A 23,252-nucleotide genomic window follows, 5' to 3' on the forward strand; every position below is an offset into this window, starting at 1 on the left:
GTTATTTATTTATGCATTTGGTAATATAAAACTTGGTCACTGCTTAGCAGAGGCTACCCTATGCTAAGCACAGTACATCCCCCCTCAAATAGTCATGTGTTATGATTTGGAGATGAACACAGGACTGATGCTTGCCTGCATGTTCCTGAGCGTGTTGCTACTCAAGGTTTCCCCGTTTCTCTCGGCGGTTGCCTTGATTGGTGTCTTTTGGTTTGGATCCAGGATGAAAGCCGCCGATGAATCGCGGTTCCTGGGAATGGTCTTCGTGCTGGCGACTGCAGGCATCCTTGCCGTTTGGGGGCAAGCTCTCTATCAATCACTGATATAGTGAGGGTATGCCTTTTCCACCATTTTCTTGGTCAGCTTGTTGGCTTTCACGTACAGCTTGTTGATTTTCTCGCGCTTTTCCGCACCGGACATATCCTCATCACGGATAATCCTGTCGATCTTCACGCGAATTGACTTGGCACCTTTGGCGCCGGCACGCAATGGACCCAACGCCTTCAGCTGATCACTCTTCTCATTCTTCAGGGCCCTGGCTTCATCCTTCCTACCCTGCTTCGCATAACTGCGGATGGTCCGATTGACCTGCTCCAGTTCACGCAACATCTCATACATTTCCGTCTTGTAGCGGGTGTTACGGGCAGGGTCATCTCCACGGTAAAAGGATTTGATAATTGGAAGTTGATCGGGTCGGTAGTCAGGCTTTGTCGGGCCATCTGATGCCCAGTGTACTGCGAGATCTGTAGCGCCAAGGGCATACATACCAAGGGTGCCGAGATAACCACGCCACAGGTGCTCCATTTGCTTTGGCGAGAGATTGATATCATCCCCAAAGGCCTCGCCCAGCTTGCGCATGGTCAGGCTGGTATGCTCGTTGTAGCGTGCCGATTTCAGCTTGCCCTCGTCGGCCATGCCCTCGATGTTCTGTTCGGTAAAGGTGTTTTTGTTGGCCCAGAGTTCGGCCACTGGCTTGCCGATTTGAGGCATTTGAACCAGGTTCAGTGACTCTCTGATATTCCATAGCAGCTGCTTCATGGCTTGCTTCTCATCATCCTTTTTACCGAAATAGCGTGCCATGCGCTCCGGTATCGTGCCGTAGATCACGCCAACCTCAAAGGGTTTTGGAATCCGGAAGTGTTCGCCATCAATCCAGAAGTGCCAATACAGATCCTTGTCCCAATCCTCCAGTTCTTCATACCGCTCGTCATCCCAGTTGAGCGCCATCAGTGCCAGACTGAGCGCAGTGATAACACCACCCTTTGCTAACACTTTTGATTTGCTGGCCCAGCCCGGGATAGCGCCGGCACGCTTCAGCTTGTAGAGGCCCTGCAGCCTGGCATTGAAAAAAGGCACCACATCGCCCAAGGCCTGGAACAGTGCCCATTGACCCTGCATGGAATAGTCCATCAGATCCTTGGCGTCAAAGATCGCCTGAGCCTTGCTCTTGTCTGCCTTGATGCCAGCCTCATAGACCGCTTCACGCGAAGCATTCTCAATTGCATCACCGAATTCACGATACTTCTCCCAGTATTTAGCTGGGGTATCGATCAAAGTGCCCATGAACTCATTGACGGATGAGGCTGAATAACCACGCTTACGCAGGGCGGCACGTATTGCCGCTGCGGTCTGAGTCGGATCATTGCCGTGGATGTATCCACCTAGAAAGGATCCACCGGCAAACATCATATCCACCGCACCGCCAACCGCCTCATGATCGACATCCTTGGCCCAGAGCCTGACTGTTTTCGCAGCGCCACGCACTGAATCAACCACCGGGGTGAACTTGTCATCTGATATGGTCCAGGCATGGGCCGCGTCTCGAATGAAGTTGCGCAACATGAATGAAGGATCGGCCGTTACCGTAGCGGTCAGCACACGCTTAAAGGTTCTGGCCACTTCCATCGGGAGGAATCGACTTTTCTCTGTATTAACCTGAGTCATAGCACGCAACAGCAGTGGATCCTTCACCCTGTAGTACCGGGCTTTGCCATTGATCATGACACGCACCACATCGGGATCTTGTGGCGGCTTCATGGCCCACATATCTCTTAGGCCATCAATTGCCTCTTTTGGCATCATATCCAGATATTGATCGATAGCATGCTCAGGCCAGCCTTGCTCCTCAAAATGCCGTTTCACCATATCCTTGATCTGATTCATGGGGATCAATTCTTTCTTGAACTCCATAGTGGCATCATCATAGACACCGGTATTCTTCAGGTTTCGCAGTGTCTTGCCCAGGGCATTGTTCTTCAACGAAGCATCCAGAAGATGCGTGACGTTCATGACAATGTTCTCAAGTAGATCATTGGTCGCCCCGGTACCACCACGTAATTTCCTGATACCAGACGATTGATGAGACAGGCCTTTCCTGCCCTTGGGCCCTGCAGCACCACGGAACATATCGTCAACAGACATGCGATAGAACGGCACATAATCGGCGTGTTCCCACATCTTGCGACCACCCGGCTTGATGAGTCCGGCCTGCTCGGCCACATCCAGGATGTGACTCATGAACTCGGCATATTCATCGGCCACTTTCTGAAATCGGCTTTCCCGGCCATCGGCCAGAGCCAGGCCTTCGGCAATATCATCCTCGGTGAGATTATGCTCCCGACCCTCTGACATCAGTCGATCTGCACGCTTGGCGCCCATCCAGGCCAACCAGTCATTGATCTCGTCACCAACCGGCTCAAAGATCTCCAGCAGCCCTTTACTGTCCGGAATCTTTTGCAGAATGCCCTCACGCCATTGCGGCGTGCCATAGTGGAGCGTTGCGGTAACAATGGAACTCAGGCCAGTGGATAGCCTTGTGGCCACATAGCCGGACTGTGAAGCGTCCAGAGGGCCAGCAAATTCATTCTCAGCGCGCTTGATACCGTAAAACCGGTCTAGTGCACCCTGGGTCCACTCATCTTGCAGGTGGCGTTTCAGATCGCCGAATCCGTCTTCACGGATATCCTCAACAAACTGCTTGAATCCAGACTGTTTAGGCGCCATGCCAAACTTGCGCTTCAGTTCCTCACTTGCTCGGTCTTTCTTCCCACGGCGCATGAAACGCGCCTCGATAGAAACATCAGCATCATCAAAAATCACGTAATTTCTTGATCCTTCACCGCTACCACGACTTGTTCCATCAAGATACTGAATACCACGGATACCTATTTTTTTGAGCTTATTGGAAGCGCTTTCTTGGCTAAGCTCAACCTCAGTTAGGTCATTGTAAACATCGGCTCCTGTGATTGAATCATTGAAAGGCTCGTCATAAATCTTCTTCCAATATCGCTTGATAGCATCTCTGACATGCTCAGGTTGATTGCTCAACGGCTTATCCCAATCAAGCATCTCATTCTCATGGATATCAATATCCACTTTATAGAGATTACCTTTTTTAGATTTACGAATGGCGCCGATCAGTTTGGCCAATTTCTTCTGGTCTATCTGCCTGGATTCGCTGTTCGCGTACTGCAAATACTTTGCTGCTCTCATGTCATCCTTGTCAGTGCCGGCCTGGCGATATACCTCAGCCTGAGTTCTGGGGCTCAACTCAATCCCCAGCTTTTTAGCCTCGCGCTTGACATCGAATGACTTGCCGGCCAGAGAGCGGCGGTAATAATCGGCCACTTCCTTCTTGCCGGCAAAATAGAGGCCCCAGCCAAAGGCCTGCATACCCTCGCCTGTGCCAATATGATCTGTGCTGAACTTATCAACAGCAGCTTCGGTTCCATGCCAAGCAACCATGAACCGGATTTCATTCGCTGTGCCTTTCCCAATGTTGCCTTTCTGCACCGCATGGCGTGCCTGCTTGAGCAGGTACATGATTTCTGAGTCAGACAGGTCGCCCAGCTTGACCAGGCCTCTCTTGCGCAACCATTGACGAACAGCACCCACAATCTCTTTTACCACCCGGGTGATGCTTGGCTTACTGTCCTGTGCGATATGGGTTAACAGTTCCTCCATCATCAGGGCACGCCGGCTTTCGATGTCCATGCTCTTGTTAGCGTTTTTATTGGTGTTTTTGTTGGTTCCCTTGGCATATTCAGTGATATCGATATCGTGCTTTTGAGCTAATCTCGCCAGCCCCTTACTGCCACCGATACCCAGATAGATGCGATTTAGCTTCGTTTTAAGCTCTTCACCAAACAGTTTGCCCAGTCCATAATGGCCATAGGCCTCATGGAACAGCACGCGCTCAACATCTGCCCGGCTCTCCATCATGGACCGAATCACATAGACCTTACCCAGGAAGGAAACACCATGAACATCATCCGCACTTGCACCCTGTTCTTTCGCCGCCTTCTTGATCGGCGCAGGAAGCCCAGAAAAGTCATCAAGAGCAACAACATCAGGGCCGTCCACCCAAGATCCGGTGATCCTATCAAGGATCGAATCGAGTTCTTCAGACGATAGTATCGGGCCGCGCTGCTTGGCCTGGCGGCTAAAACGCGGGCCGCTGTCTTCACCGAAATAATCGTTGTATTCCTGGATGAACTTATCGGCGTTCTCATCCGTCTCGAATATAAAGCCCGGTTTCGCGCCACCGCCCTTGTAAATGGAGTAGTACCCTCCCAGGGCCTTGGCTTTCGCCTTCAAGGCTAAAAAGTCGCTTCGTTCGATACGCTTACCGGTCAGGTGTACATACCAGATATCAATTTCTTTCTTAGTGTGGAATCCTTTCTTTTTCTCCACCCCAGCCGTTTCAGGCTTGGCGGCAGTTGGCTTCTCTTCGGAATCGGCATTTTCCTCAACCGTGGAGACTTCGCCGCGCTGCGGGCCGTTGAAATCCTGAATTCGATCAAAGAACTCGTTGATATCATCTACGTCGATATCGAAACGCCCTTTGCGGTATGGAACATCCTCTGGCTTGTCATAGCGGTCGATCACGACAATATGAGTTTTGACCTGGGTGCCGGCACGCTCGAAAGTGACCCTGGGCAGACCATAATCAGCCATGACATGAAAGTTTTCGAGCTGGCGCAGCCGCGAATCACGCTCCCCGCCAGTAATCAGGCCGCTCTTGGCCGATTCCTTCAACTCCTCAGCTTCGCCCTCTCTACCATACAGTAGCTTATCCAGTTTTTTATCTGCGGCTGGACCTTCAGGCAGCAGGGCCACAATACGCCCACCATTCTTGAGTTGGCGCATAGCCTTGTCCAGGTGCTGCATGGCCGTGGCGCCACCGGAACCGTAAGGCGGATTCATCACAATAAAGTCAAATTTCGACTCAACCGGGAAATCCTCAAAGAGAGCGGTTTCAGGAAAGCCATTGGATAACAGGCCAACCTCGGCTGACAGTTTGGAAGACGGATCGATGAACACGTTGCGGGTATCTTCCGGGAACCAGCGGGCAATAGCTCCATGCCCGGCTGATGGCTCCAGGCCTCGCTCACCGGGTCTGCCCCCAGCCCACTCGACCATCTTCAGGCCCAGGGGCTCGGGGGTGCTGAAGTAGTCCACTCCCTCGCGCTGATCCCGGCGCTTTGTGTTCTTGCGGCGTCCAAAATAGAGCGATTTGGCAATATCCCAAGGATCGTCTTCACGCATCGTGCGGTCGCGTTCCTTGCCGCCCTTACCTTGCTCAGGGTTTGGGTCGAACTCGTAAGCCTCGATATACCCCTCCTTGAATGCCTTCTCCATATCCCGGGCCAGGTTGCCCATTGCTAAGTTCTCGGCTGTACGTGAACGCTCGGCTACCTTGCTGGCAAACATAATGCGTTCAAAAGTGGTGCCAAGTACCGGGTATTCAATAATGGCGTCAGACATCACTGCATAACGATAGACACGGCCCTCGGTCTGCAGGGAGTCAACCGGCCGGATCGGCAGGCCCATATCAATCAGGGCGCGTTGGTGGCCGCCGGTAATATCGTGAAGGCTGATACCCTCTCTGCCAGACATGCGCTGGACAACGATGACATCAATACCAGAATCATCGGCTTGATACTTTTTGATGAGTTCGGTTTTCTTGTTCGCACTGACACCGCCCTTGATAACGGCCACCCGGTCGCCAAATTCATCAGTGATTGTCTCAACAACAGACTTCAGCTTATCAAGTGGCAGTTTTGGTAGATCTGGATAGTGCTTATTGAATAACGCTATCTCATCGTGCAGGAGATCATTTGCATCGGCTATCTGATCCTCGGTTCCGGCGTGTTTGGTGCTGACTGACCCTAATCGAAAAGGATGCTTACTAACGGTTTTCTGGAAGTCGTGAAATACAACCACCTGACGACCCATACCAAGATGCTTCTTGATGCGGTCAGTCAATCCCTCTGCCTTAATGGCTTCGGTCAGTTGCGACAGGTAGGAGTAGGTGAATTGAGAACGTAGCGCGTCAGGCAGTTCCTTGAAAACTGGATGCCCGGCTGCAATCATTTCGTTAGCGTTAAGATATTCGCCATCAGGGGACAAGCCGCGCAGGACATTGAGGCCCATATCCACCTTGTTACCCAGTTTGCTGTCGAAAATAACGAACTCGCGTGAGTAGTCGTAATCGACTTCAAGGGTGCGCCCAGACAATGCGCCTGACTTCTTTAGGCTCTCATTGAATCGGCGCTCCATCAGGCCGACATCCACATCCTTGTCCGGTGTGGTCAGCTTGCCGTAGCGAAAGCGATATCCGAAGTTGGTTATAAAGAACAGATCGCGGGGGGTAATCGTGTAATAACCCTGCTTCTCCTCATTCTCCCCGTAACTGAACAAATATCCATCGGCATAGTCGATACTGCGGTGGTACGCAAACGGCGAGGCAGACAGGAACAGTACCTTATTTGATCGGTGATACTTCTCTTTCAGCGGTTCCTGCTGATCTCTCGACCGGTCGTGAATCTCAATGTATTTGCCTTTGTTATTCTCCCTGAACTCCTTATCGAGCCGTTTTTTCAGTTTATCTTTGGCTTCAAGTTCGGCACTGGCAACCATTCGCTCCTTTGCGCTCAGACGCGAATCCTCTGCCATCTTTTCGATCTTGGCGATTTCATCCTTGATAAACTTTCGTCGTGAATACTCCAGCTTCTTGGCTTCCGGGTCACGCACCCAGGCCTTCCAGTAAAGACCATCGGCATGGTTCGCGGCAGCCTGGTGCATGTCGAACGCCATCGTGTCGCCGGTAGCCGACTGACCAAGATAATGAGACTCATCGTAGGCAATCAGCGAGAAATCACGGCCCTGCAGTTCCCAGTTGTCCTGAAAGTTCTGGTAACTGGTGACGATCACGCCCTGACCGGCATCCTTCTTACTGATCAGTTTGCTGGCCTTGATCTGGAGATTCCTGGCGTCCTCGATCCAATCATTGACCTTACCGGCCGGCACGACCAGTAGAATATCCTCACTACCGGTTTCGCGCATGTGGCGCTTGATAATTCCAAGGCCTGTATAGGTCTTCCCGGTACCAGTGCCATTGGTAAACAGCACGCCAGGCTCGTTACCAGAAAGATAGCGAGCCTCGGCAAAAGCCACATCTTCCTGTTGTTCAGGCAGCAGGAACGGTAGCGTTTTCCGGATGTTTGCCGGGTCACCGTAGGTCAGGGGGATTTTGTTGGCGGCTTTCTGAAGTTTGAGCTTTTCCGCTAGGGAGCGGTGGTAGGTTTCAGCATCTTTTCCAGGTCGCTCAGATCGGCCGGTGCCATCTGGTACTCGCGCTGCGCTATCATCAGCAGATCGTCCAGGCTGTTCATATCCGGCAGCAGCCCCATCAGTTCCGGATCTCCCTTCTCCCGCAGGTACGCCTGCATCGCCGGGTTTTCCAAATAGATCGGAGCCAGGCTGATATAGGCCGAGATCGCTTTGCGGCTCCAGCCCTGCTTCTCCAGGTTTGATCGCTGCATCTCCATCTGCTCGTCCAGCGCCATCGTCGGCATTTGCAGCATCTGCTTGATCTGATCGTCCTGAATCGGCGCGGTCTGCGCTATTTCCTGCCTGACTTGTTCTGGAATCTGCATCATCGTTGATACCTCTCACCTTAATTTTAGACGCCTTCACGTCCTTATGGAACTGCAACAGGTACGGTTTCACGCCGACACCGAAGTTATCCACAATGAATTTAACGAACTCGGCCAGCGATTTACCGGCCTCAACGAACGACTCCAAGGCCGCTTTGAAATGAGGCTTTGCCTTCTCGTAGGTTTCCTCATCAAAGGTAAAGCCAGATGACAGTTTGCCTTTGCCACCAAACAATTCAGCCAGGCCGGCCAGAGCCTCGTCGGCACCCTTCACGCCCTGGGAACCAGCTTTCTTCAGGATGGCGCGGGCGGTTGCTTTCTGCTTGAGTTTTGAAGGCGCTTTTTCTGGTTTCGATTCCTCAACTGGATGCTCCTTCTCCCAGGCAAGCATTTTTTTACTGCTTGGAGTCGTTGCGTGCGTGCGCTCAGGCTGAATCGCATTTCCATTTTCATCCACCTTGACGACTGTCACATCCCAGTCGTTGCTTACGCTCTCTTTAGCAGGCACATTGAATGATATGACTCTATCCTTTCCTGAGTAAGCATCGACAATACGACCAGGAACGAAGTAATTTCTCAATCTATCTATATTGGCCGGTAGTTTCCGTTTTTTAACTTTTGGTTTTGTTGTTTCTTGATCAATCAGCAGCTCGAATGCCTCGTCGGACATCTCGGTGATGTCGGCTGCTTTGGTCTTCTCGTGCCGCTCGCCAGGGATCTCTTTTTTAGTTGGCTCGGCATACGAGACGGCGCGCTTTGTGTTTCCACTATCCAGCCACGCCTTGAATTCATCCAGGCTCATCTTGTTGACGGCGCCAACACCCTTCCATCCTTTTTCGTAGTTATCCAAATAACCACGCTTTGCAGCAAGCTGGTTCTTGAATCCCATCATGACCTTGTGCTCATCGAATGACCCGGTATGCGGGTTAATCTGATCGACCACGAAAACAGGCATAGCGGCATTCTCGGCACCAGGACCGAGAAAGACATCAATGTGATCCTTGTCTTTGCCCTCGGTACCACGGATGTAGCCGTAGTGATGTTTCATGGTTACAGACCATGATTCACCATCTGAGTCTGTTCCACTGCGCTTAGAACCCTTGGGGTTTTCAATGGAGATATCCAGACCATGCAGGGAGATACGGCCTACTTTATAATTACCCGCCTCTTTCTGCGCCTGGGTGGGCTCCTGAAGATCGTTGGTGGGGCTGGTGGCAGCTTCGTGTGCAGCCTTGTCAATCGCCTTCTGAGCAGGCCGACCATCGGCCGTAAATAGTCCCTGCCCGGCACTGTCCGGGGTATCGTCTACCTGCTGCTCAAGGGTGAAATGCTCAGCTTCTTTATCGACCTGCTCCTTGGTCGCAGTGGCTTCGTCCTGCTCGCGCGCTTCCTTCTCAGCTAGCTCTTTTTCGGACTGTGTGTCTAACTGGAAGTCTGATCTTTCTTTTGATCCTTGGTCTTCTGTTCCTGCTGCTGCTTCTGTTGACGCCGGAACTCGGCTACCTTTTTGGCTTTTTCGCCCATTTTCAATGATCTCCCAAAGCTCTTTGGCAATTGTACTGTCTGCTTTACTTGAGTCTAGCAGTTCATCAACGTCAGCATATTCTGACGCCAATTCAGCCAGATCCTGAATCCGCTGGGTTTCTTCATCCCAGGAAGGGTCATAGTGTACACCGGCAGGGGTAGGCACATCATCCATGGTGGCCTGGTCATATTCCCACTGCTCATCCGGCCACATTGCGGCCAAGGCCTTCTTGGTCAGCTTCTTGACTGGTTTTGAGTCCACCGGTGCTGTTGGCGCCTCGCCGGCAGCATCATCCTGCAGGTATTTCGGCATAGCCTGCTCAGCCTGATACTCTTGACCCTCTGGCGTATAAACAGGGCTACCTGCCATCTCCTCCATAACAGCATTCACAAGTTCAGTTTCAGACTCAAATGAGTGCCCATGTTCGTTCAGCTTTTCGCGTATCCCGTCGAAGGAATCACCCTTGATGCCACCCTGACGAGTCTGACCAGGCTTGGTGAATGCCGGCAGAATCTTATGCCGGGCACGCTTCATGTCAGCCGGATCAACGCCATGGCCAGCAGCCTCCTCGATGCTAATGCCGCCCAACTTGGCAATCATTGAAATCAGCGAATCGTTCTTCGTGTCAATCTGCCGGATCTTCTGACCTTTGCCTTGTTCGCGCTCTTGTAACGCCTCCATAGCCGGTCTGGTTTCTACCGTTCCCTTATCACCTGCCACCTGCTCTGCGGCCTCAACGACTTCTGGCCGACCATCAGTAAGCACATCCTGAACCACTTGGCCGGTTTCATCCCGGGCGGTCACAACCTGATCAGATACCGGCTTTTCACTGATCCCATAACCCAGGGCCTCACCCATGCGGTCATTCTGAGCAAGTTCAAGAACAGCAGGGTCTTTGTAAATCAACAGGCCACGACCAGGGATCTCAGCAACCTGAGCGCCATCAGGCAGGGCTGGCATGCCTTCCCCTGGAGTCAGCAGTACCGCAGGCTTACGTCCCTCCTCAAAGGCCTTCATTTGAGCCGCAATTGCTGCAGGGTCTTCTGGAGTTGGCTTATCTTGTATCCTGCTTATGCCAGCCTCTTTAATTGGGCTGGTTGCCTGATAGCCGATACCTCTCTCAGCAGTAGACAGACCAGCATCTGTGCTTGGTAGTTGAATACCGGCAATGCCGCTTTCTTCTTCTGGCTCCAGATCTTTAAAACCAGCAGGCTGCCCAGGGCTGGCATCTTTTACCGGTTCAGGTTTAATTGTGTCCTGCTGCGATGCCTGTGAATCATCCACTCGGTTTTCAGCGCGTATCTGCTGCTCAGCCTTCAGAACATCCAGCATCTGTGACAGATCAGTATCGCCGTGCTCTTTGGCCAGCTTCTCGCCAGTCTCGATCACACCCTCAAGCGCCGTGTCTGACATCACCTCAAACTGCATGTTTGCAGTGATATCCTTGATCTCTTCAATGGCTTGGCGTTCTGCTCGTAGATCCGCATGGATCATGCCGCCACCCATCATGGCGCCCAATCCAACACCAATCAGGCCTTCATATGCCGCATCCTGGTAGGTCTTTGCGCTGGTGAATGCTTCGCCAAGGGTCATATTGTCATCGACAACCCCGGCGTCATAAGCCGTCTGTAGTAGCGAACTCACTAACTCAGACACACCTTCCAGTACGGTTGTATCAAGAATCTTTTTGAGTCCAGGCTTGCCGTATTTGAACAGCTGACCAAATACCGGCAGTTCAGTTCCAAGTTCAATTGCTGTTGAGGCAATGGCGTCCTGATTTGCTTCGCGAACTGACCGCCCCTGCATTCTTTTGTGGCCATAGGTGTCACCGTAAACAGTCGGTCCCATCGCAGCAGTGGCCAGTAACGGGTTGCGAGTTGTAGCGCCAATTACCAAAGGTGGAACCATCTTCTCTGCAGCCACACCAAGATCAAAGATATACTCCTTACCCCAGTCCTTGCTGGTAAAATCTGGCCGTATCTCTTCCTGGCGCTTGGCCGATTGCTCGAACATGTCCCGACCGATACCGGCACGGCGCTTCATTACCGGAAGTTCAGCCTCTGCCTCTGCCTTAGCTTTGGCAGTTTCCTGCTCCGGGTTTTGGATTTGGCGCACGCCTCTTCCAACATCAATACCCAGTGGCCCACCGCGTCTGAGCATCTTGCGCTCAATGCGGCCTTCAGGGTGTTCGATATCAGCTTTGGCGCGCTGAATACCACGCTCACCGGATGACTGCAACATACCACCAGCCGCAGAAGTACCAACCTCGCCCAGCATCTCACCCAGGGCCCCAAATGTTTTACCCCAGGTGGCCGGATCTTTTGGTTTTACATCGAAGGTTTCAAAGAGATCGATCGGTTCATTACTGTCAGCACCTTGTGGACTGATTCCAAACTCTTCAAATAGGTCTCTGGCCATGCGATTACTCAGTAATATTCAGTTGACGTTTAACAGCTTCCACGGAGATTCCGTGCTTCTCAGCTGTTGAAGCGATATCGGCATCGGTGAACGTCACGGATTTTCCGTTGACATTACCCTGGTAAGTCTTGCTAGTGGGATTTGTAGCGGTGGATTGCTGTTCGGCATTGTTGGACGCTTGAGAGATACCGCCAGTTGAAACCCATTCCGGATTAGGTTGAAAGGCGTAGCTATCACCCTGCTCTACCAGCGTGCCGACAGTTTTACTCGTGGCCATATCTACAATGGCCGTGGTCATACCGAATTCATCTTTGATTTGCTTGAATGTGCCATAGGCGATACCCCTGGCTACATTTTTCGGTAATCCCTGCGATTCAAGTTCAGCCTGGTGCTTGGCTTTGGTGCTCGCTCCAGATTTCTCTTTATTCTTGGCCTTCGCTTTCTCAAGCTGCCCTTTCAGACCATACTCATACTTGAGCATGTCTTTCTCATCAGCAATGCCCTGCTTTCGACCGATCTCAGCTTTTCTGGCATTGGCAGGCGACATATCACCTAAACCGACTTTCTTGCTTTCCAGTCCCTTAATCTCGGCATCGATGGCGGCAGTTAATCCACCCAGGTCATCAAGTGTGAACGCAAGCACTGGATCATCCGGATCAGTGGATCCACTTTCAGTTAGAGGGGGCTCATAAACAGAACCATCCTCCTTGGTTACTCTGAGGTTTACCATCAGCCGACCGTCATCAGTAGGAGTGAATCCCGCAAACTCACGCTGCATGCCATCACCAATACCTCGGGCATCGACTAGCATCTGGCCAACTCGGTTGATGCTTTCGCTGACTGAGGTATTCATTTCCGGATCAGTCTGAAGCTGATTAGCATAACCCTGTGGATCGCTCTTCAAGCTACCAAGGTGATACAGCGTCTGATTGGTCGCCCTAAGCGTTTGCTCTCGCTCATTTGTATCTTTGAGCTTCTCGATCTGCATATCAGTCAAGATACGCTGTTGCTTTCTTGCGTTCGCATCTTCCTCAGCTCGATCCTTGTTCATTTCATGCTGGTCCATTGCCATGCGGAGACGAATGCCGCGCTCAAGCCCTCTACCTAACCCTGTCCAACTCATAGCCATAGTTTCACCTACATCATCATCATTGCGAGCGACATCATCGCTGCTGTTTTTGCCGCTTTCTCTTGTGCGGCAATCTGGTCATTGGCAGCGTTTGTTTGATTCTCAGTGCTTGCCGCATCACCAAGTGCAGACTGAGCGCTTGTAGAGATACCTCGCCCTAAACCAACATATTCACCACGATTTTGGAGATTTATATCATTAAGGCCTGTGCGTGTTCGTGCCATAGTCCCAGCCCTATTACCTATGCCCTGCAGAGTCATTTGCTTATTGGCATCACGCTTTTGGTCTCCGCCCATCTGCATGCCAAAGCGACCCATATTTCTGCGCTGAATACCCCTGACAGTTGATTGAGACTGACCAGCCTCAAGCCCCGCATTTGTAGTCAGCTTGTTGATTTCCTCATCAGAGCGTATCTGCCCTCTTGCTGCATTCTCAGTAGGAAGAAAGGCGTCTCTGTAGTATTGGTATTGATCTCGCTGAATTTTTGCGTATATCTCATCAGTCTTATTACTGGACTGATCAAGGTATTCTTCGAAATTTGTGATTTCTGCCGGAGCCTCTCTTACAGAGGTTGGATCGGCGCTCGCTTGTTCATTCCCAATACCTGAAGCCTGAATATTGTATGCCGCTTGGTTAAAAGAATTTTTTTCATCAATCAGATGCTGTTCATAATTCTCATTGTAGGAATCGTTGTAGTTTCCTGTCATCGTCTGATACCCCAATCCTGATCAGCCAACATAGTGGACTGAGTAGAGCCAAAGTCAGTGTTATACGTACTACCTGACGCAGTCTTTGCCCACTGCTTAACATCTGGTCCATACCTTTGAATCCCCATCCCTGCCGCTGTGCCGACAGCGTCCCATTTTCCAGCGTTTTCGATACTCTCGGCCTGGGCAGAAGCAATATTCTTAGTGGTCTGCATTTGCGCTGATCGACTAAGTCCGGCCTGTGCACCAGTGGCAACATTACGCCCCAGCCCTACAGCTGAATTGATACCCTTACCTTTTCTGGCTGTTGCTTTTAAATTGGTATCCGTAGTGATATCAGCTTCACCTTTCATGGTTGCCGACCCTCGTCTGACTAGACCACTTTGCCTGGTTGGTTTTGCTGGCCCAGACTGCTGGCGCAACTCTGATATACCTCTACCTTTAAGGGTTTGCTTTTCTCGCGCTGAACCGAGTTCAGTCACATCCTTGATATACTCCTTCTCCTGAGGTGCGAAATCGGTCTGATACCGCTCCCACTCCTCATTACCAATCCTGGCCAATTCCTTAGAGGATTCACTATCATCTATTTTACCGCCGCCGAATGATCCCATCTTTATATTCCTCTACTGACTGGTCACCATGAACATATTGTCTAATGCGTGGTGAAAGTGAAATTGCATGATTCATTCCACCAAGGATCTTTGCCACGCCGATCAATACATTCGCTAAGTTGTCTCTTAGTACAAACGAAACATTTAAGTCTCCGCCCTCATTTTCAAACTCATTCGCTGTCAACCAATCGAGTATCGCGCCTTCTATCAGAGGCTGAACTTCACTGAAATTGTCAATGTAGAATCGGTTTCTTGGTATGGTTGAAATGAGAGCAATAAATGCCTGATTGATTGAATCGTTTGTGACATCCTTATCCCGATCTATCAAGTCATCCCAGATTTGACTAACTTCCGAGAGTACCTGCATAAAAGCAATGGCACTCTCGTCACCATTGGTGACTGAGTGAAATAGTTCTTGGTCGTTCATTTCAGTTCAACCTGCAGCCCTATGCCATAACTTGCTGAAACTGACTGACCTGTAGGGGCCTCCAGCATTAGATAAATAATGTCACCACCTGATGTGATGTCCATCCATGGCGTGATAAAGCTAAGTGACTTGCCGCCATACATTGCTGAGTTGTTATTAATGGAGTTTCCAAGCGACTTATCATGATCTGTTGCGCCGTTGCGCCTGAAATACAACCTGTAAGAGCCGGCACCATTACCCGCCGTCCGTAAATAGGCAGTCAGCCTGAACTGGGTATAGCCCTGATCATCAGGAATGGTGACCTCTCCGGTCCCACTACCAGTCAATACGGCAAGCGGTGCTTCATTAATTTCCCTGACGGTCACGCCATCGGTAAACGCAATTATCGTATCACCCGCTCCTGTTGTTACGTCTGATGTCCGCCTGAGCGCAACAACATCAATTCCACCGGCATCTAAGTCACTGGTCTGAGCATGAACACCGATACTGCTACTGAATAACCCGGCAACCCCATCATAAGTGACCAGCCGGACCCAGAAATAGGATGTTCCACCATTGACATCTAGTGGAGCAATTGCAGTTGAAATAGCCGATTGGTGCCGATTGTTTGTGTTGCCAATAACCAAATCACCAGCTACGGCTACCGATACATCGCCGACATCCCAGGCCGCTGCCGGATGGTCAGAAGTAAACCGGTAAACAACCCCTTCATAGGTTGTAAATTCACCGATCACATAATCAACATTATCTTGGAATAGAGGTGCCGCGAGCTCCCACACCTCAGCATAAGCCAGACGCGGCTGAAACTTTGGTATATCCCAGGAGAGAAACGCCAAGTTTGCCGATGTACGAACACTTAACCCTGTTGGCGCATCGGGTTTGACATTGATCGAATCAGTAAAGTCACTCTCGTCCTCTTCTGAGGGATCGTAGACTCGACCTTTTGGATTAACAGCAACAATGCCAGCATCCACCAGGTCATCAAGCATTGCTGCCTTTTTCTGCAGTTCAGCTATCGCACTCAGCAGGGACTTGATTGCATTGGACTCGCCGCGCTGAATGTCCTGCGCCGCAGGCAATCCTCTCAGCTTCACAACAGTTCACCTCTGGAGTCAGCAAAGATCACTTGATCTACGCTGTAGGCACTCTCTATCTCGAATCCTTCCCACTCTTGAGCAGAGGATCCGCGTGGTAGATATGCCGCATTCCCATTGTTTAGACTTTTTAATATCGTACCCTTATCTTTTCTATACATCCGCACCATTACCGGGTAGCCATCGGCAAACACCTTGACCGCCCCAAATGTCTTCAATGAAGGATATCGGATATAGCCAGAATGAAAGAGCGCTGTTCTGTTTGAGGTGCCGGCACCCCACTGATAGATTGCGCCGTTTCTGGAGATATAAAGCGCATCGGTTTCTGCATCGACATGTACAGCATCAGCCGTATCATCGGTCGTGGTAAGTTCCACCCGACCGTCATCAAATCGAAAAATCAGGCATCCGGCCGAGTGAAAAACATAGATCTTGCGGTCATGCCAGGCACAGATCATTGAGGCTGGATCAAGTGCTTGCCATTGCTCTTGTGTGTAATAGGCGTTGGTGAGAACTGTGCCGGAACCTTGACCCACAGAGACCAGGCCATCAGGCGCAGGATAGATCACGGCATCGCCGGTAAAGATCGTGCCACGCTTCGCCATATTGGCCTGTTTGATCGGGATTCGATCTGGCGGTGACAGTGCATCAGGCTCATCACCAAAGATATAAACCGGGTCACCGTCAGTTGTAACGACAATCGTATTACCAATGAGCTCGATGGCAACCGGGTTATCCTTGAGCGCATACCGGTGTGAGATCGATGGCCAGGCATGGATTTCCCGAATAGCTGAGCAGCATACCGATTTAAGGCTTTGCGATATCCCAATCAGAAAGCCGGCCGGATGGGCCTTGAGACTGGTCAGATCAGAAGGGGGCGCCGAATAGATGTATTCCGGATCCACTTCGCCTAAATTCTCATCGGCGATTTCATCCAGGTATGAAGTGGTGCCGGCCGCAATTTCATCAACAAACTGATAATCCTCGCCACTGATGGCCACGGCTAGGCGATAGATCCAGATGTGTGTAATACCGTAACCCGCTGGCGCTGACTCTATATCAGTCAGATTGGCGTCTTCAGTGGGATCAATCCCGATAATTGTAGAGACCTCCCCGGGCGGCCCAAGGTCAATCTTGCCGTCACCCCATTTCCGGACGAAACAGTAGTAATAGGCTCGTTCTGTCGTGTATTTAGAAGACCTGGATGTATCATAAGCCAGCGAAACAACAGCAGAAGCGGTTACTTCAAGCGTGCCGGTAATCGAAGCACCGTTATATTCCGCATCTGTTTGCGGCGCATCATTGGCCGGCTCCGGAATTACCTTGCCCAGATACTTTGATCCATCGAACAATTCACCCCACAGAATGAACCGAGCATCAGCCGAAGCGGCCACTGGCGCTGGAATAGTGGCCAGAGTGTAAACCTCTCCCGGGGTTGTCTCAGTGACATAGATTGCCGATTCATCGGCATCCTCACGAACTCCATTCGGCTCTTCATAGTAATAGTGCCAGGTGATCGTAAACCCGAAACTCGCCTTAGCCTGGGATGCAACCGTAGGCGCTGAAGTCGGCGCCGGCAGGCCCAATGGATAAACAGTGGATCCATCCTGAATCTTTGGCTCACCGTCTCCGGAATAGACAATCCGGTCACTGCTCTCGATGGGAGACCGCACCACATCGACATCACCGGACCAATTCAGCCAATCGGCGCCATTGAGATAGATCGAGTTGTTACCGATACCGACTGAACCACCCAACGATTTCTTTGGGTTTAGCCTTCCATCCCTAAAGTCACAGTTCTGAGCAGTAACACCAGCAGATCTGACAGTAACACCGGTATCGTCGGCGTTAACCTGACCCGGCAGATCATATGGATCACGGCGCGGGTAAATGCCATCAGAGGGAATCAATACCAGCTTAGACATTACTTCTGCTCACCCTGGACTTGAACGCCAAGCTCCATCATGGCCATGCCTATGAACTCTTTACTCTTAACAATCTCTACATCATTGCGATTGGCTTGGTGAGCATAACCACACATCAGGTAGATCAAAGGGGTCCGGTAGATATCCAGAATCGGCAGAGTACCCTCAATAGTGACTGCATCAGGGATGGCGGCCATCAAGAGTTCGATCTTTTTGCCATGCGCCGGAGGGCTTACCCAAAACTCAAGCGGGTGATTTGAATCATAGAGCACATCATCAACTTCATCAGCATTATCTGCGCTATGCCAATCAGGAGAAAAATCATTGAGCATATCGAAGGTGACATACCGAATTGATGCGCCCGGCTGGTTTCCAGAGGAACCCATATTCCGGATCGGCCGGATAAGCCGATGGCGACGCGCAGGCAGCGACTGAACAGTACCTGCTACCAGAGTTACATTCTCACGTACCGTGTATGCATCCGGCTTGATCGCACAAATCTTTTCCATACCGCGATTGCAGTATGTAACGAAATCATCTGGAGTCCATCGCTCATTGGATTCATCTTCCAGGATGGCCTCAACGCTATCGACAATAGACTGAATGCTATAGCTTCCCATAGTTGGTGCCTCTTACCGTAAGGGTTGACTCCCGGGTGTAGTCATTCAGCCGCTCAGCCTTTTCCTTTTTCTTGGCGGTCTCAAACAATGCGCGTTTATTGATAGCCCCCTGAGGATTTGCCCAGGGCTGACCATCCATCTCATACAGGCGCGCCAGTGCACCATGCGTGATGGCTTCCAGATGATCGTCATAGAGATTGTTTGCCAGAACAGAGGCATCAACTGTGGGCTTAAAGGCCGCAACCATTTTTAGGGTTTTGGATGCGGTTAATGTAGGCGTAAGCGCCAACCGGATCGTCTGCTTGTCCGGCATAAAATAATTTGCTGCGACCTGCGCTTCAGCAGTACGCCAGCCTTCTACTGTATCGTCTAACGTGCGCTCAGTTGCTTTTGCAACCTCAATGCCGTTATGACTGACATAGAGCATATGCGCGAGCCGGCCACACTTCGGCGCATCGATATCGTAGTCAGACACGCCAGCCCTAACCCGCTTGGCATCCAACTCAAGGCGCCAGGTATAGGTGAAGTCGCAGAACTCGATTGCAGCCTGCCGTATGGCTTCGTCGACAATAGCAGTAGGACAAGAACGCGCCATAATCGTCACGTTCCTGCGAAATTTCGCAAGTGGTTTCATTGGGTTCCTACAAGGAATGAGATCCCGACCAGAACAGCCGGGATCGCTTTAAGGGTTAAGTGGTTGCGAAAGTGATTCCGCCGTCTGCATTGGTCTGGCCATTGAGATACCAGTTAGTGCCATCACAGAGCATTTCGACATAATCGCCTTCAACGGCAATGCCTGACACGAAAGTCAAAGTATCTGCACCAGATGCATACGGCCCATCTTCCGTAGTATCCACTTCGAGCTCATTGATGCCACCAAACAAAACATTATCGCCACCGTGAGTGGCAATAGTGTAATCAGCAGATGGTGCAACACCGATAATGAACCTGAAGCGCAAGCCGCTTTTCGGACGAGGTAGAGTCAGGGCAATACCAGCATCAGAACCAAGAACAATGGCCTTGCCGTTATCATCAACAGCATCTAGTGCACGTACTGCAGCACTAACCGACTCAACAGAACCGATGCCTTGAGCAATCGCACCACCAATATGAGTAGGACGTTCTCTCATGATTATTTCCTCCTTCGGAAATAAGAACCCCGCCGAAGCGGGGTATTAGTGGTTTAGCCGTCGCCTTCAGAACCGTAGCAACCGCGTGGATCAGTCCAGCCTTCAGTGTACCGCTCCCTCGCCCGATAACAGATATTACCGGTCTTCGGGTCTACGGTTGCTTTCGGGATCGTCAGCTTGGTACGCTTCATTGACTTCAGACCATCGGTTACATCAGTTGTGATGAACCATGCATTGGGGTCTGTCAGATTGGTCATGACCGCAGGGTCATTACCAAACACACCCTTTGCACGAATGGCATTGATGTCGTTATCAGCAGTACCAGGGCGCTGGACAGTGCCCAAGATGCGGCGACCATTCCATTCCTCATCAGGAGCAACAACAATCTGCTTAGCACGAAGCATGACTGGTAGACCACGGTCATCCTTTGCCTTTCTGATCATAACCAGAAGCTGCTCAATAGCAGACTCGGACAGATCAGCCGGGGTTGCCAGCTTGTTGGAAAAAGCGCCGCCTGCAGCCAGAGGGTGATCAGTCGCCAACAGAGGCTTGCCATCACCGCCTTTGTAGTTGGTGTCAAAGGCGTTATTCAGAACATTGGCATGATAGACCTCTTTGGTCTGACGCATGGAGCGTGCCAAACCTTTTGAATACTTCTGACCAATGTCCATGTAGCGGTTATCCTCGATAGCCTCTTCAGTGACATCAAATGAGAGAGCGACAGTTCTGTGAGTGTAACGCTTGGTCCACCCTTCCATGCCTTCGTCACCGGCGTATTCGCCGCCTTCAGGTTTTTCAGATGCGTAACCAAGCCCGACCAACTGCTGATCTTCCTCAAAAGCTTTTTCGGAATCCTCTTCCACAAAGACCTGTGAGTATTCCTCCGGCCACTGATCGTACTCCATACCGAAGTGGCCATTAAGACCATCCTGCAGGGATTTTGCGAATTGTGCGCGTGTCATAGTAGCCATGATTAGTTACCTCCTACGCCAGAAACAACACCTTTAAGGACGTGTTCTGCGAATGACACCAGGGCTTTTGCATACGCGCCGTAAGCATTATCCGGTGAAGGTTTCAGTTCAATCAGGCGAAATGCACGACCAGTAGCGGCAGTACCGCCACTGACAGGAAGATATTCACCTGAACGCCCGGTACTGTCGTTACCAGTACCGACATTAAGATCAACCAGCTGACCGATATCACCTTCAGCCAGCGTGTCACACTGAACCTCATAGATAATGTTCGGATCATCGTAGACAAGCGCCACGATCTCGGTTGCCACAGTGTCAGCCGGCCAGTGTTTACTGAACTTCTGCTCACCCTGTGCGTTAACGTAACGGCAGCCATGGAAAACGCCGATATTATCTGCGTTAGCTGATGCTGCTTTTGCGATGTTTTTTCCGGTCCCGGTCATTTCCACAACATCACCATCATAGATCGTGGTGTTGTAGCCAGACGCGATGGAATACTCGTTGACACGAACATCACCACCGGCAATATGACGATAAGGACGGAAACCACTTGGGGCATTAACATTTGCCATTTTGGTATTCCTCTTATGTGATTGAGTTAATCGTCATCTTGAACTCTTGGAACACCCCGCTCGACGCGAGATTTACTCTCATCACGAGGCGCCGTGAAGCCTGTATCAGCCCCACCGAGTTCATTGTGTTCGCGAAAAATATTGCTCTTTACAGCTTTCTCCAACTCACGCACACGCTGGCGCTTGACTTGTTTCGCTTTGTGATGGATTTCCACCCGTCTTTCCATCAGTACGGCGTCATGTGTACCGATGATATCGCCCATGGATTCGTTCTGAACGACCATGGATTGATAATCCTCTGGGACTGTATCGGCTGGCCGAGGACGCCAACCTAACCTGGCGCGTGTGGACAAATTACGCGCATCAGTTCGACCACCCATTTGAACTCGAACCCACCGTTGCTCGTATCCCTCTCTTTTAGGAATCTCGGGCAGCGTGCCTTCTTGGTCAAATGCTGCTGTGTCGAAATCTATGTTTGACAAATCATGTTCCAGTTCTTCCTGGACACGAGATTTGCGAGTATTCGTTGCTTTTGAAGTTGCTCGTCTTGTATTGGCCATGGGTAATTCTCCTAACGCTTATATTTCAGGTAAGTGGCTTTGTGCTGCTCGTTATTGGGATCGAGTTTCGCCATACGCATGGTTTTCTTGTCGTATTCGGAAAGCTCTCCCGGCTTTGGCTTTGTTGGGCCATTACCTGGCCTGGATGGGGCTGTCAGATGCTTCGGCTTACCAGTAGGCTTGCCAGAATCTTCGTTACCCTCGTTGCCATCACCATCGTTGCCATGTTTTGCAGTACCCATGACCTCTTCATATCCAGGCACTTCGCTTAGGATCTCATCCATTTTTTCATAGAGTTTCGGGCCCATCCTCATGCCTTCTGATTGAAGCTGTGCCTCAACTTTTTGAGCATAAGCCGCAAGATAATCGTGCTTTGGATTGAAGAACCACTCATTACGATCCATCCATTCCTGTGCCGCTGGATGTGGACCTTCCTGTTCGGCTCTCGCCTCACTTTCTGGTGCTGCCGGCTTTTCGTCATCCTTTTCAGCTGGCTTTTGAAAACGCACTTCCATGATCTTGTTATTGATCTCGTCAAGTTCTAGACGCGCAGAGTTATAAGCCTCAAGGTCTGCATCATCTGCAGCCGCTTTCAGGTCATCCGTTAATTGCTGTTGACGCTCATTCAACTCCTTGAGTGGATCGTCTTCTGCCTCTTTGGCTTTCTTTACCTCTGCCAGTTCCTGCTCAAGCAGTTCTGCTCTGGCTTTTTGCGCTGCGGCTTGTTCATGGGCCTCATGCCACTCCCTTACCAGCTTGTTGCGGGGTGTTTTGTAGAGATCACGCTTGTGCTGTTTTTCCTTTTCCTCTTCAGAAAGCTCTTCCTGTTCCTTGTCCTGCTTCTCATCTGTTTCCTTACCGGCCTTTTCGTCTTCACCAGGCTCTTTATCCTTGTCTTTAGCCTGCTCCTGTTCCTCATCTTTAGATGGGGGAGATGCCATTTCTTCAAGAACGACCAGATCGGTATCAGGCACTTCAATCGTATCCAGGCTTGCACCTGAGAACTCTTCATTTTCGAATTCTGTTACTTTTTCATTCATTACCTGTCACCTCACAGTGGGTTATAGATGCGTGTGATATCCTTCACGCGACCCAGCACCTGATCGTCATTGATCAGCTTTAATGTCCGAACATCTTCATCGCCTTCAGTCAGAGTGATGTCGATACCGTTGTTGCGACCCATGACAATCCAGTCACCAACCTTGCAGGCAGGATGACTTATGCCGTCTTCGTCTTTGAATCGATCACCTGTAAAGGCAAGTGGGCCAATATCAACCACTTGAGCTACAAATCGTCTGTACGCTTGCAATTCCTGCGTTTCTTTTGGAAGTGCAATCCCCCCCCTTTCTGTTTCAACTGGAATAGGGTCAACCAATATCCGCCACAAGGACGCTTCTACCGGGACATAGCCCGCCACTTCATTCGTCATCATCGTCTCCGAGGTTTTTCATCGCTGTGTTAAAGATCTCAAGGGCCTGTTTCATGCCCTTAATGTGTCCCACCATCTCTCGATATCGTGGGTATGAGTCGGCCTTTCCTCTGCCACATTCCGATTCCTTTTTCCGGATCTCGCTGCCGACCATCTTTCGAAAGTCTTCTGGCAAAAATTCATTCATGGTTTTC

At 50.8% G+C, this 23,252-nt stretch carries 17 protein-coding genes; 1 reads left to right on the top strand and 16 read right to left on the bottom strand.

What is annotated here, in order from left to right:
* The first annotated feature begins 112 nt into the window (after positions 1 to 112).
* Complete coding sequence (locus tag AC4IE8_RS20225) at positions 113 to 328, top strand: hypothetical protein (RefSeq protein ID WP_490791850.1); 216 nt, start codon at positions 113 to 115, stop codon at positions 326 to 328.
* On the opposite strand, the gene AC4IE8_RS20230 is transcribed toward AC4IE8_RS20225, so the two are convergent.
* From AC4IE8_RS20230 to AC4IE8_RS20305, 16 genes are all read right to left on the bottom strand, one after another.
* A complete protein-coding gene (locus AC4IE8_RS20230; RefSeq protein WP_490791851.1) occupies positions 313 to 11,883 on the bottom strand; it encodes an LPD38 domain-containing protein in 11,571 nt (3,856 codons plus the stop codon). The genes AC4IE8_RS20225 and AC4IE8_RS20230 overlap by 16 nt on opposite strands.
* Positions 11,884 to 11,887: 4 nt before the next feature.
* Entirely contained in the window at positions 11,888 to 13,012 is a 1,125-nt protein-coding gene (locus tag AC4IE8_RS20235) for a hypothetical protein (RefSeq protein ID WP_490791852.1), read from the bottom strand.
* 8 nt (positions 13,013 to 13,020) lie between these two features.
* Complete coding sequence (locus AC4IE8_RS20240) at positions 13,021 to 13,719, bottom strand: hypothetical protein (protein ID WP_490791853.1); 699 nt, start codon at positions 13,717 to 13,719, stop codon at positions 13,021 to 13,023.
* On the bottom strand, positions 13,716 to 14,330 hold the full coding sequence (locus AC4IE8_RS20245) for a hypothetical protein (RefSeq protein ID WP_490791854.1): 615 nt from the start codon (positions 14,328 to 14,330) through the stop codon (positions 13,716 to 13,718). Before AC4IE8_RS20245 ends, AC4IE8_RS20240 begins: the two co-directional genes overlap by 4 nt.
* Positions 14,308 to 14,757: a hypothetical protein gene (locus AC4IE8_RS20250; RefSeq protein WP_490791855.1), complete on the bottom strand. Its 450-nt coding sequence runs from the start codon at positions 14,755 to 14,757 to the stop codon at positions 14,308 to 14,310. The genes AC4IE8_RS20245 and AC4IE8_RS20250 overlap by 23 nt, the downstream gene beginning before the upstream one ends.
* The gene (locus AC4IE8_RS20255; protein ID WP_490791856.1) at positions 14,754 to 15,851 is read right to left on the bottom strand and encodes a hypothetical protein; all 1,098 of its coding nucleotides are present in this window, start codon (positions 15,849 to 15,851) and stop codon (positions 14,754 to 14,756) included. Before AC4IE8_RS20255 ends, AC4IE8_RS20250 begins: the two co-directional genes overlap by 4 nt.
* Positions 15,848 to 17,776, bottom strand: a complete 1,929-nt coding sequence (locus AC4IE8_RS20260; RefSeq protein WP_490791857.1) for a hypothetical protein — start codon at positions 17,774 to 17,776, stop codon at positions 15,848 to 15,850. The genes AC4IE8_RS20255 and AC4IE8_RS20260 overlap by 4 nt, the downstream gene beginning before the upstream one ends.
* Complete coding sequence (locus AC4IE8_RS20265) at positions 17,776 to 18,396, bottom strand: phage adaptor protein (protein ID WP_490791858.1); 621 nt, start codon at positions 18,394 to 18,396, stop codon at positions 17,776 to 17,778. The genes AC4IE8_RS20260 and AC4IE8_RS20265 overlap by 1 nt, the downstream gene beginning before the upstream one ends.
* Entirely contained in the window at positions 18,383 to 18,991 is a 609-nt protein-coding gene (locus tag AC4IE8_RS20270) for a phage adaptor protein (RefSeq protein ID WP_490791859.1), read from the bottom strand. The genes AC4IE8_RS20265 and AC4IE8_RS20270 overlap by 14 nt, the downstream gene beginning before the upstream one ends.
* 94 nt (positions 18,992 to 19,085) lie before the next feature.
* Positions 19,086 to 19,526: a hypothetical protein gene (locus AC4IE8_RS20275; RefSeq protein ID WP_490791860.1), complete on the bottom strand. Its 441-nt coding sequence runs from the start codon at positions 19,524 to 19,526 to the stop codon at positions 19,086 to 19,088.
* Between the two features lie 53 nt (positions 19,527 to 19,579).
* On the bottom strand, positions 19,580 to 20,497 hold the full coding sequence (locus AC4IE8_RS20280) for a phage major capsid protein (protein WP_490791861.1): 918 nt from the start codon (positions 20,495 to 20,497) through the stop codon (positions 19,580 to 19,582).
* Between the two features lie 2 nt (positions 20,498 to 20,499).
* Positions 20,500 to 21,069: a hypothetical protein gene (locus AC4IE8_RS20285; protein WP_490791862.1), complete on the bottom strand. Its 570-nt coding sequence runs from the start codon at positions 21,067 to 21,069 to the stop codon at positions 20,500 to 20,502.
* A 26-nt stretch (positions 21,070 to 21,095) separates the two neighbouring features.
* The gene (locus tag AC4IE8_RS20290) at positions 21,096 to 21,629 is read right to left on the bottom strand and encodes a hypothetical protein (protein WP_490791863.1); all 534 of its coding nucleotides are present in this window, start codon (positions 21,627 to 21,629) and stop codon (positions 21,096 to 21,098) included.
* Positions 21,630 to 21,640: 11 nt separating this feature from the next.
* Entirely contained in the window at positions 21,641 to 22,669 is a 1,029-nt protein-coding gene (locus AC4IE8_RS20295; RefSeq protein WP_490791864.1) for a hypothetical protein, read from the bottom strand.
* A gap of 11 nt (positions 22,670 to 22,680) precedes the next feature.
* On the bottom strand, positions 22,681 to 23,058 hold the full coding sequence (locus AC4IE8_RS20300) for a co-chaperone GroES family protein (RefSeq protein ID WP_490791865.1): 378 nt from the start codon (positions 23,056 to 23,058) through the stop codon (positions 22,681 to 22,683).
* Positions 23,048 to 23,245 (bottom strand): hypothetical protein, encoded by a 198-nt coding sequence (locus AC4IE8_RS20305; RefSeq protein ID WP_490791866.1) that lies wholly within the window; start codon positions 23,243 to 23,245, stop codon positions 23,048 to 23,050. Before AC4IE8_RS20305 ends, AC4IE8_RS20300 begins: the two co-directional genes overlap by 11 nt.
* Positions 23,246 to 23,252 lie beyond the last annotated feature (7 nt).

The organism is Candidatus Thiodiazotropha sp. AKAK2, from assembly GCF_058244685.1.

Excerpts from the sequence above, each read along its gene's own strand:
- AC4IE8_RS20225 (WP_490791850.1), top strand. The coding sequence starts at position 113 with ATGAACACAGGACTGATGCTTGCCTGCATGTTCCTGAGCGTGTTGCTA.
- AC4IE8_RS20230 (WP_490791851.1), bottom strand. The coding sequence starts at position 11,883 with ATGGCCAGAGACCTATTTGAAGAGTTTGGAATCAGTCCACAAGGTGCT.
- AC4IE8_RS20235 (WP_490791852.1), bottom strand. The coding sequence starts at position 13,012 with ATGGCTATGAGTTGGACAGGGTTAGGTAGAGGGCTTGAGCGCGGCATT.
- AC4IE8_RS20240 (WP_490791853.1), bottom strand. The coding sequence starts at position 13,719 with ATGACAGGAAACTACAACGATTCCTACAATGAGAATTATGAACAGCAT.
- AC4IE8_RS20245 (WP_490791854.1), bottom strand. The coding sequence starts at position 14,330 with ATGGGATCATTCGGCGGCGGTAAAATAGATGATAGTGAATCCTCTAAG.
- AC4IE8_RS20250 (WP_490791855.1), bottom strand. The coding sequence starts at position 14,757 with ATGAACGACCAAGAACTATTTCACTCAGTCACCAATGGTGACGAGAGT.
- AC4IE8_RS20260 (WP_490791857.1), bottom strand. The coding sequence starts at position 17,776 with ATGTCTAAGCTGGTATTGATTCCCTCTGATGGCATTTACCCGCGCCGT.
- AC4IE8_RS20265 (WP_490791858.1), bottom strand. The coding sequence starts at position 18,396 with ATGGGAAGCTATAGCATTCAGTCTATTGTCGATAGCGTTGAGGCCATC.
- AC4IE8_RS20270 (WP_490791859.1), bottom strand. The coding sequence starts at position 18,991 with ATGGCGCGTTCTTGTCCTACTGCTATTGTCGACGAAGCCATACGGCAG.
- AC4IE8_RS20275 (WP_490791860.1), bottom strand. The coding sequence starts at position 19,526 with ATGAGAGAACGTCCTACTCATATTGGTGGTGCGATTGCTCAAGGCATC.
- AC4IE8_RS20280 (WP_490791861.1), bottom strand. The coding sequence starts at position 20,497 with ATGGCTACTATGACACGCGCACAATTCGCAAAATCCCTGCAGGATGGT.
- AC4IE8_RS20285 (WP_490791862.1), bottom strand. The coding sequence starts at position 21,069 with ATGGCAAATGTTAATGCCCCAAGTGGTTTCCGTCCTTATCGTCATATT.
- AC4IE8_RS20290 (WP_490791863.1), bottom strand. The coding sequence starts at position 21,629 with ATGGCCAATACAAGACGAGCAACTTCAAAAGCAACGAATACTCGCAAA.
- AC4IE8_RS20295 (WP_490791864.1), bottom strand. The coding sequence starts at position 22,669 with ATGAATGAAAAAGTAACAGAATTCGAAAATGAAGAGTTCTCAGGTGCA.
- AC4IE8_RS20300 (WP_490791865.1), bottom strand. The coding sequence starts at position 23,058 with ATGACGAATGAAGTGGCGGGCTATGTCCCGGTAGAAGCGTCCTTGTGG.
- AC4IE8_RS20305 (WP_490791866.1), bottom strand. The coding sequence starts at position 23,245 with ATGAATGAATTTTTGCCAGAAGACTTTCGAAAGATGGTCGGCAGCGAG.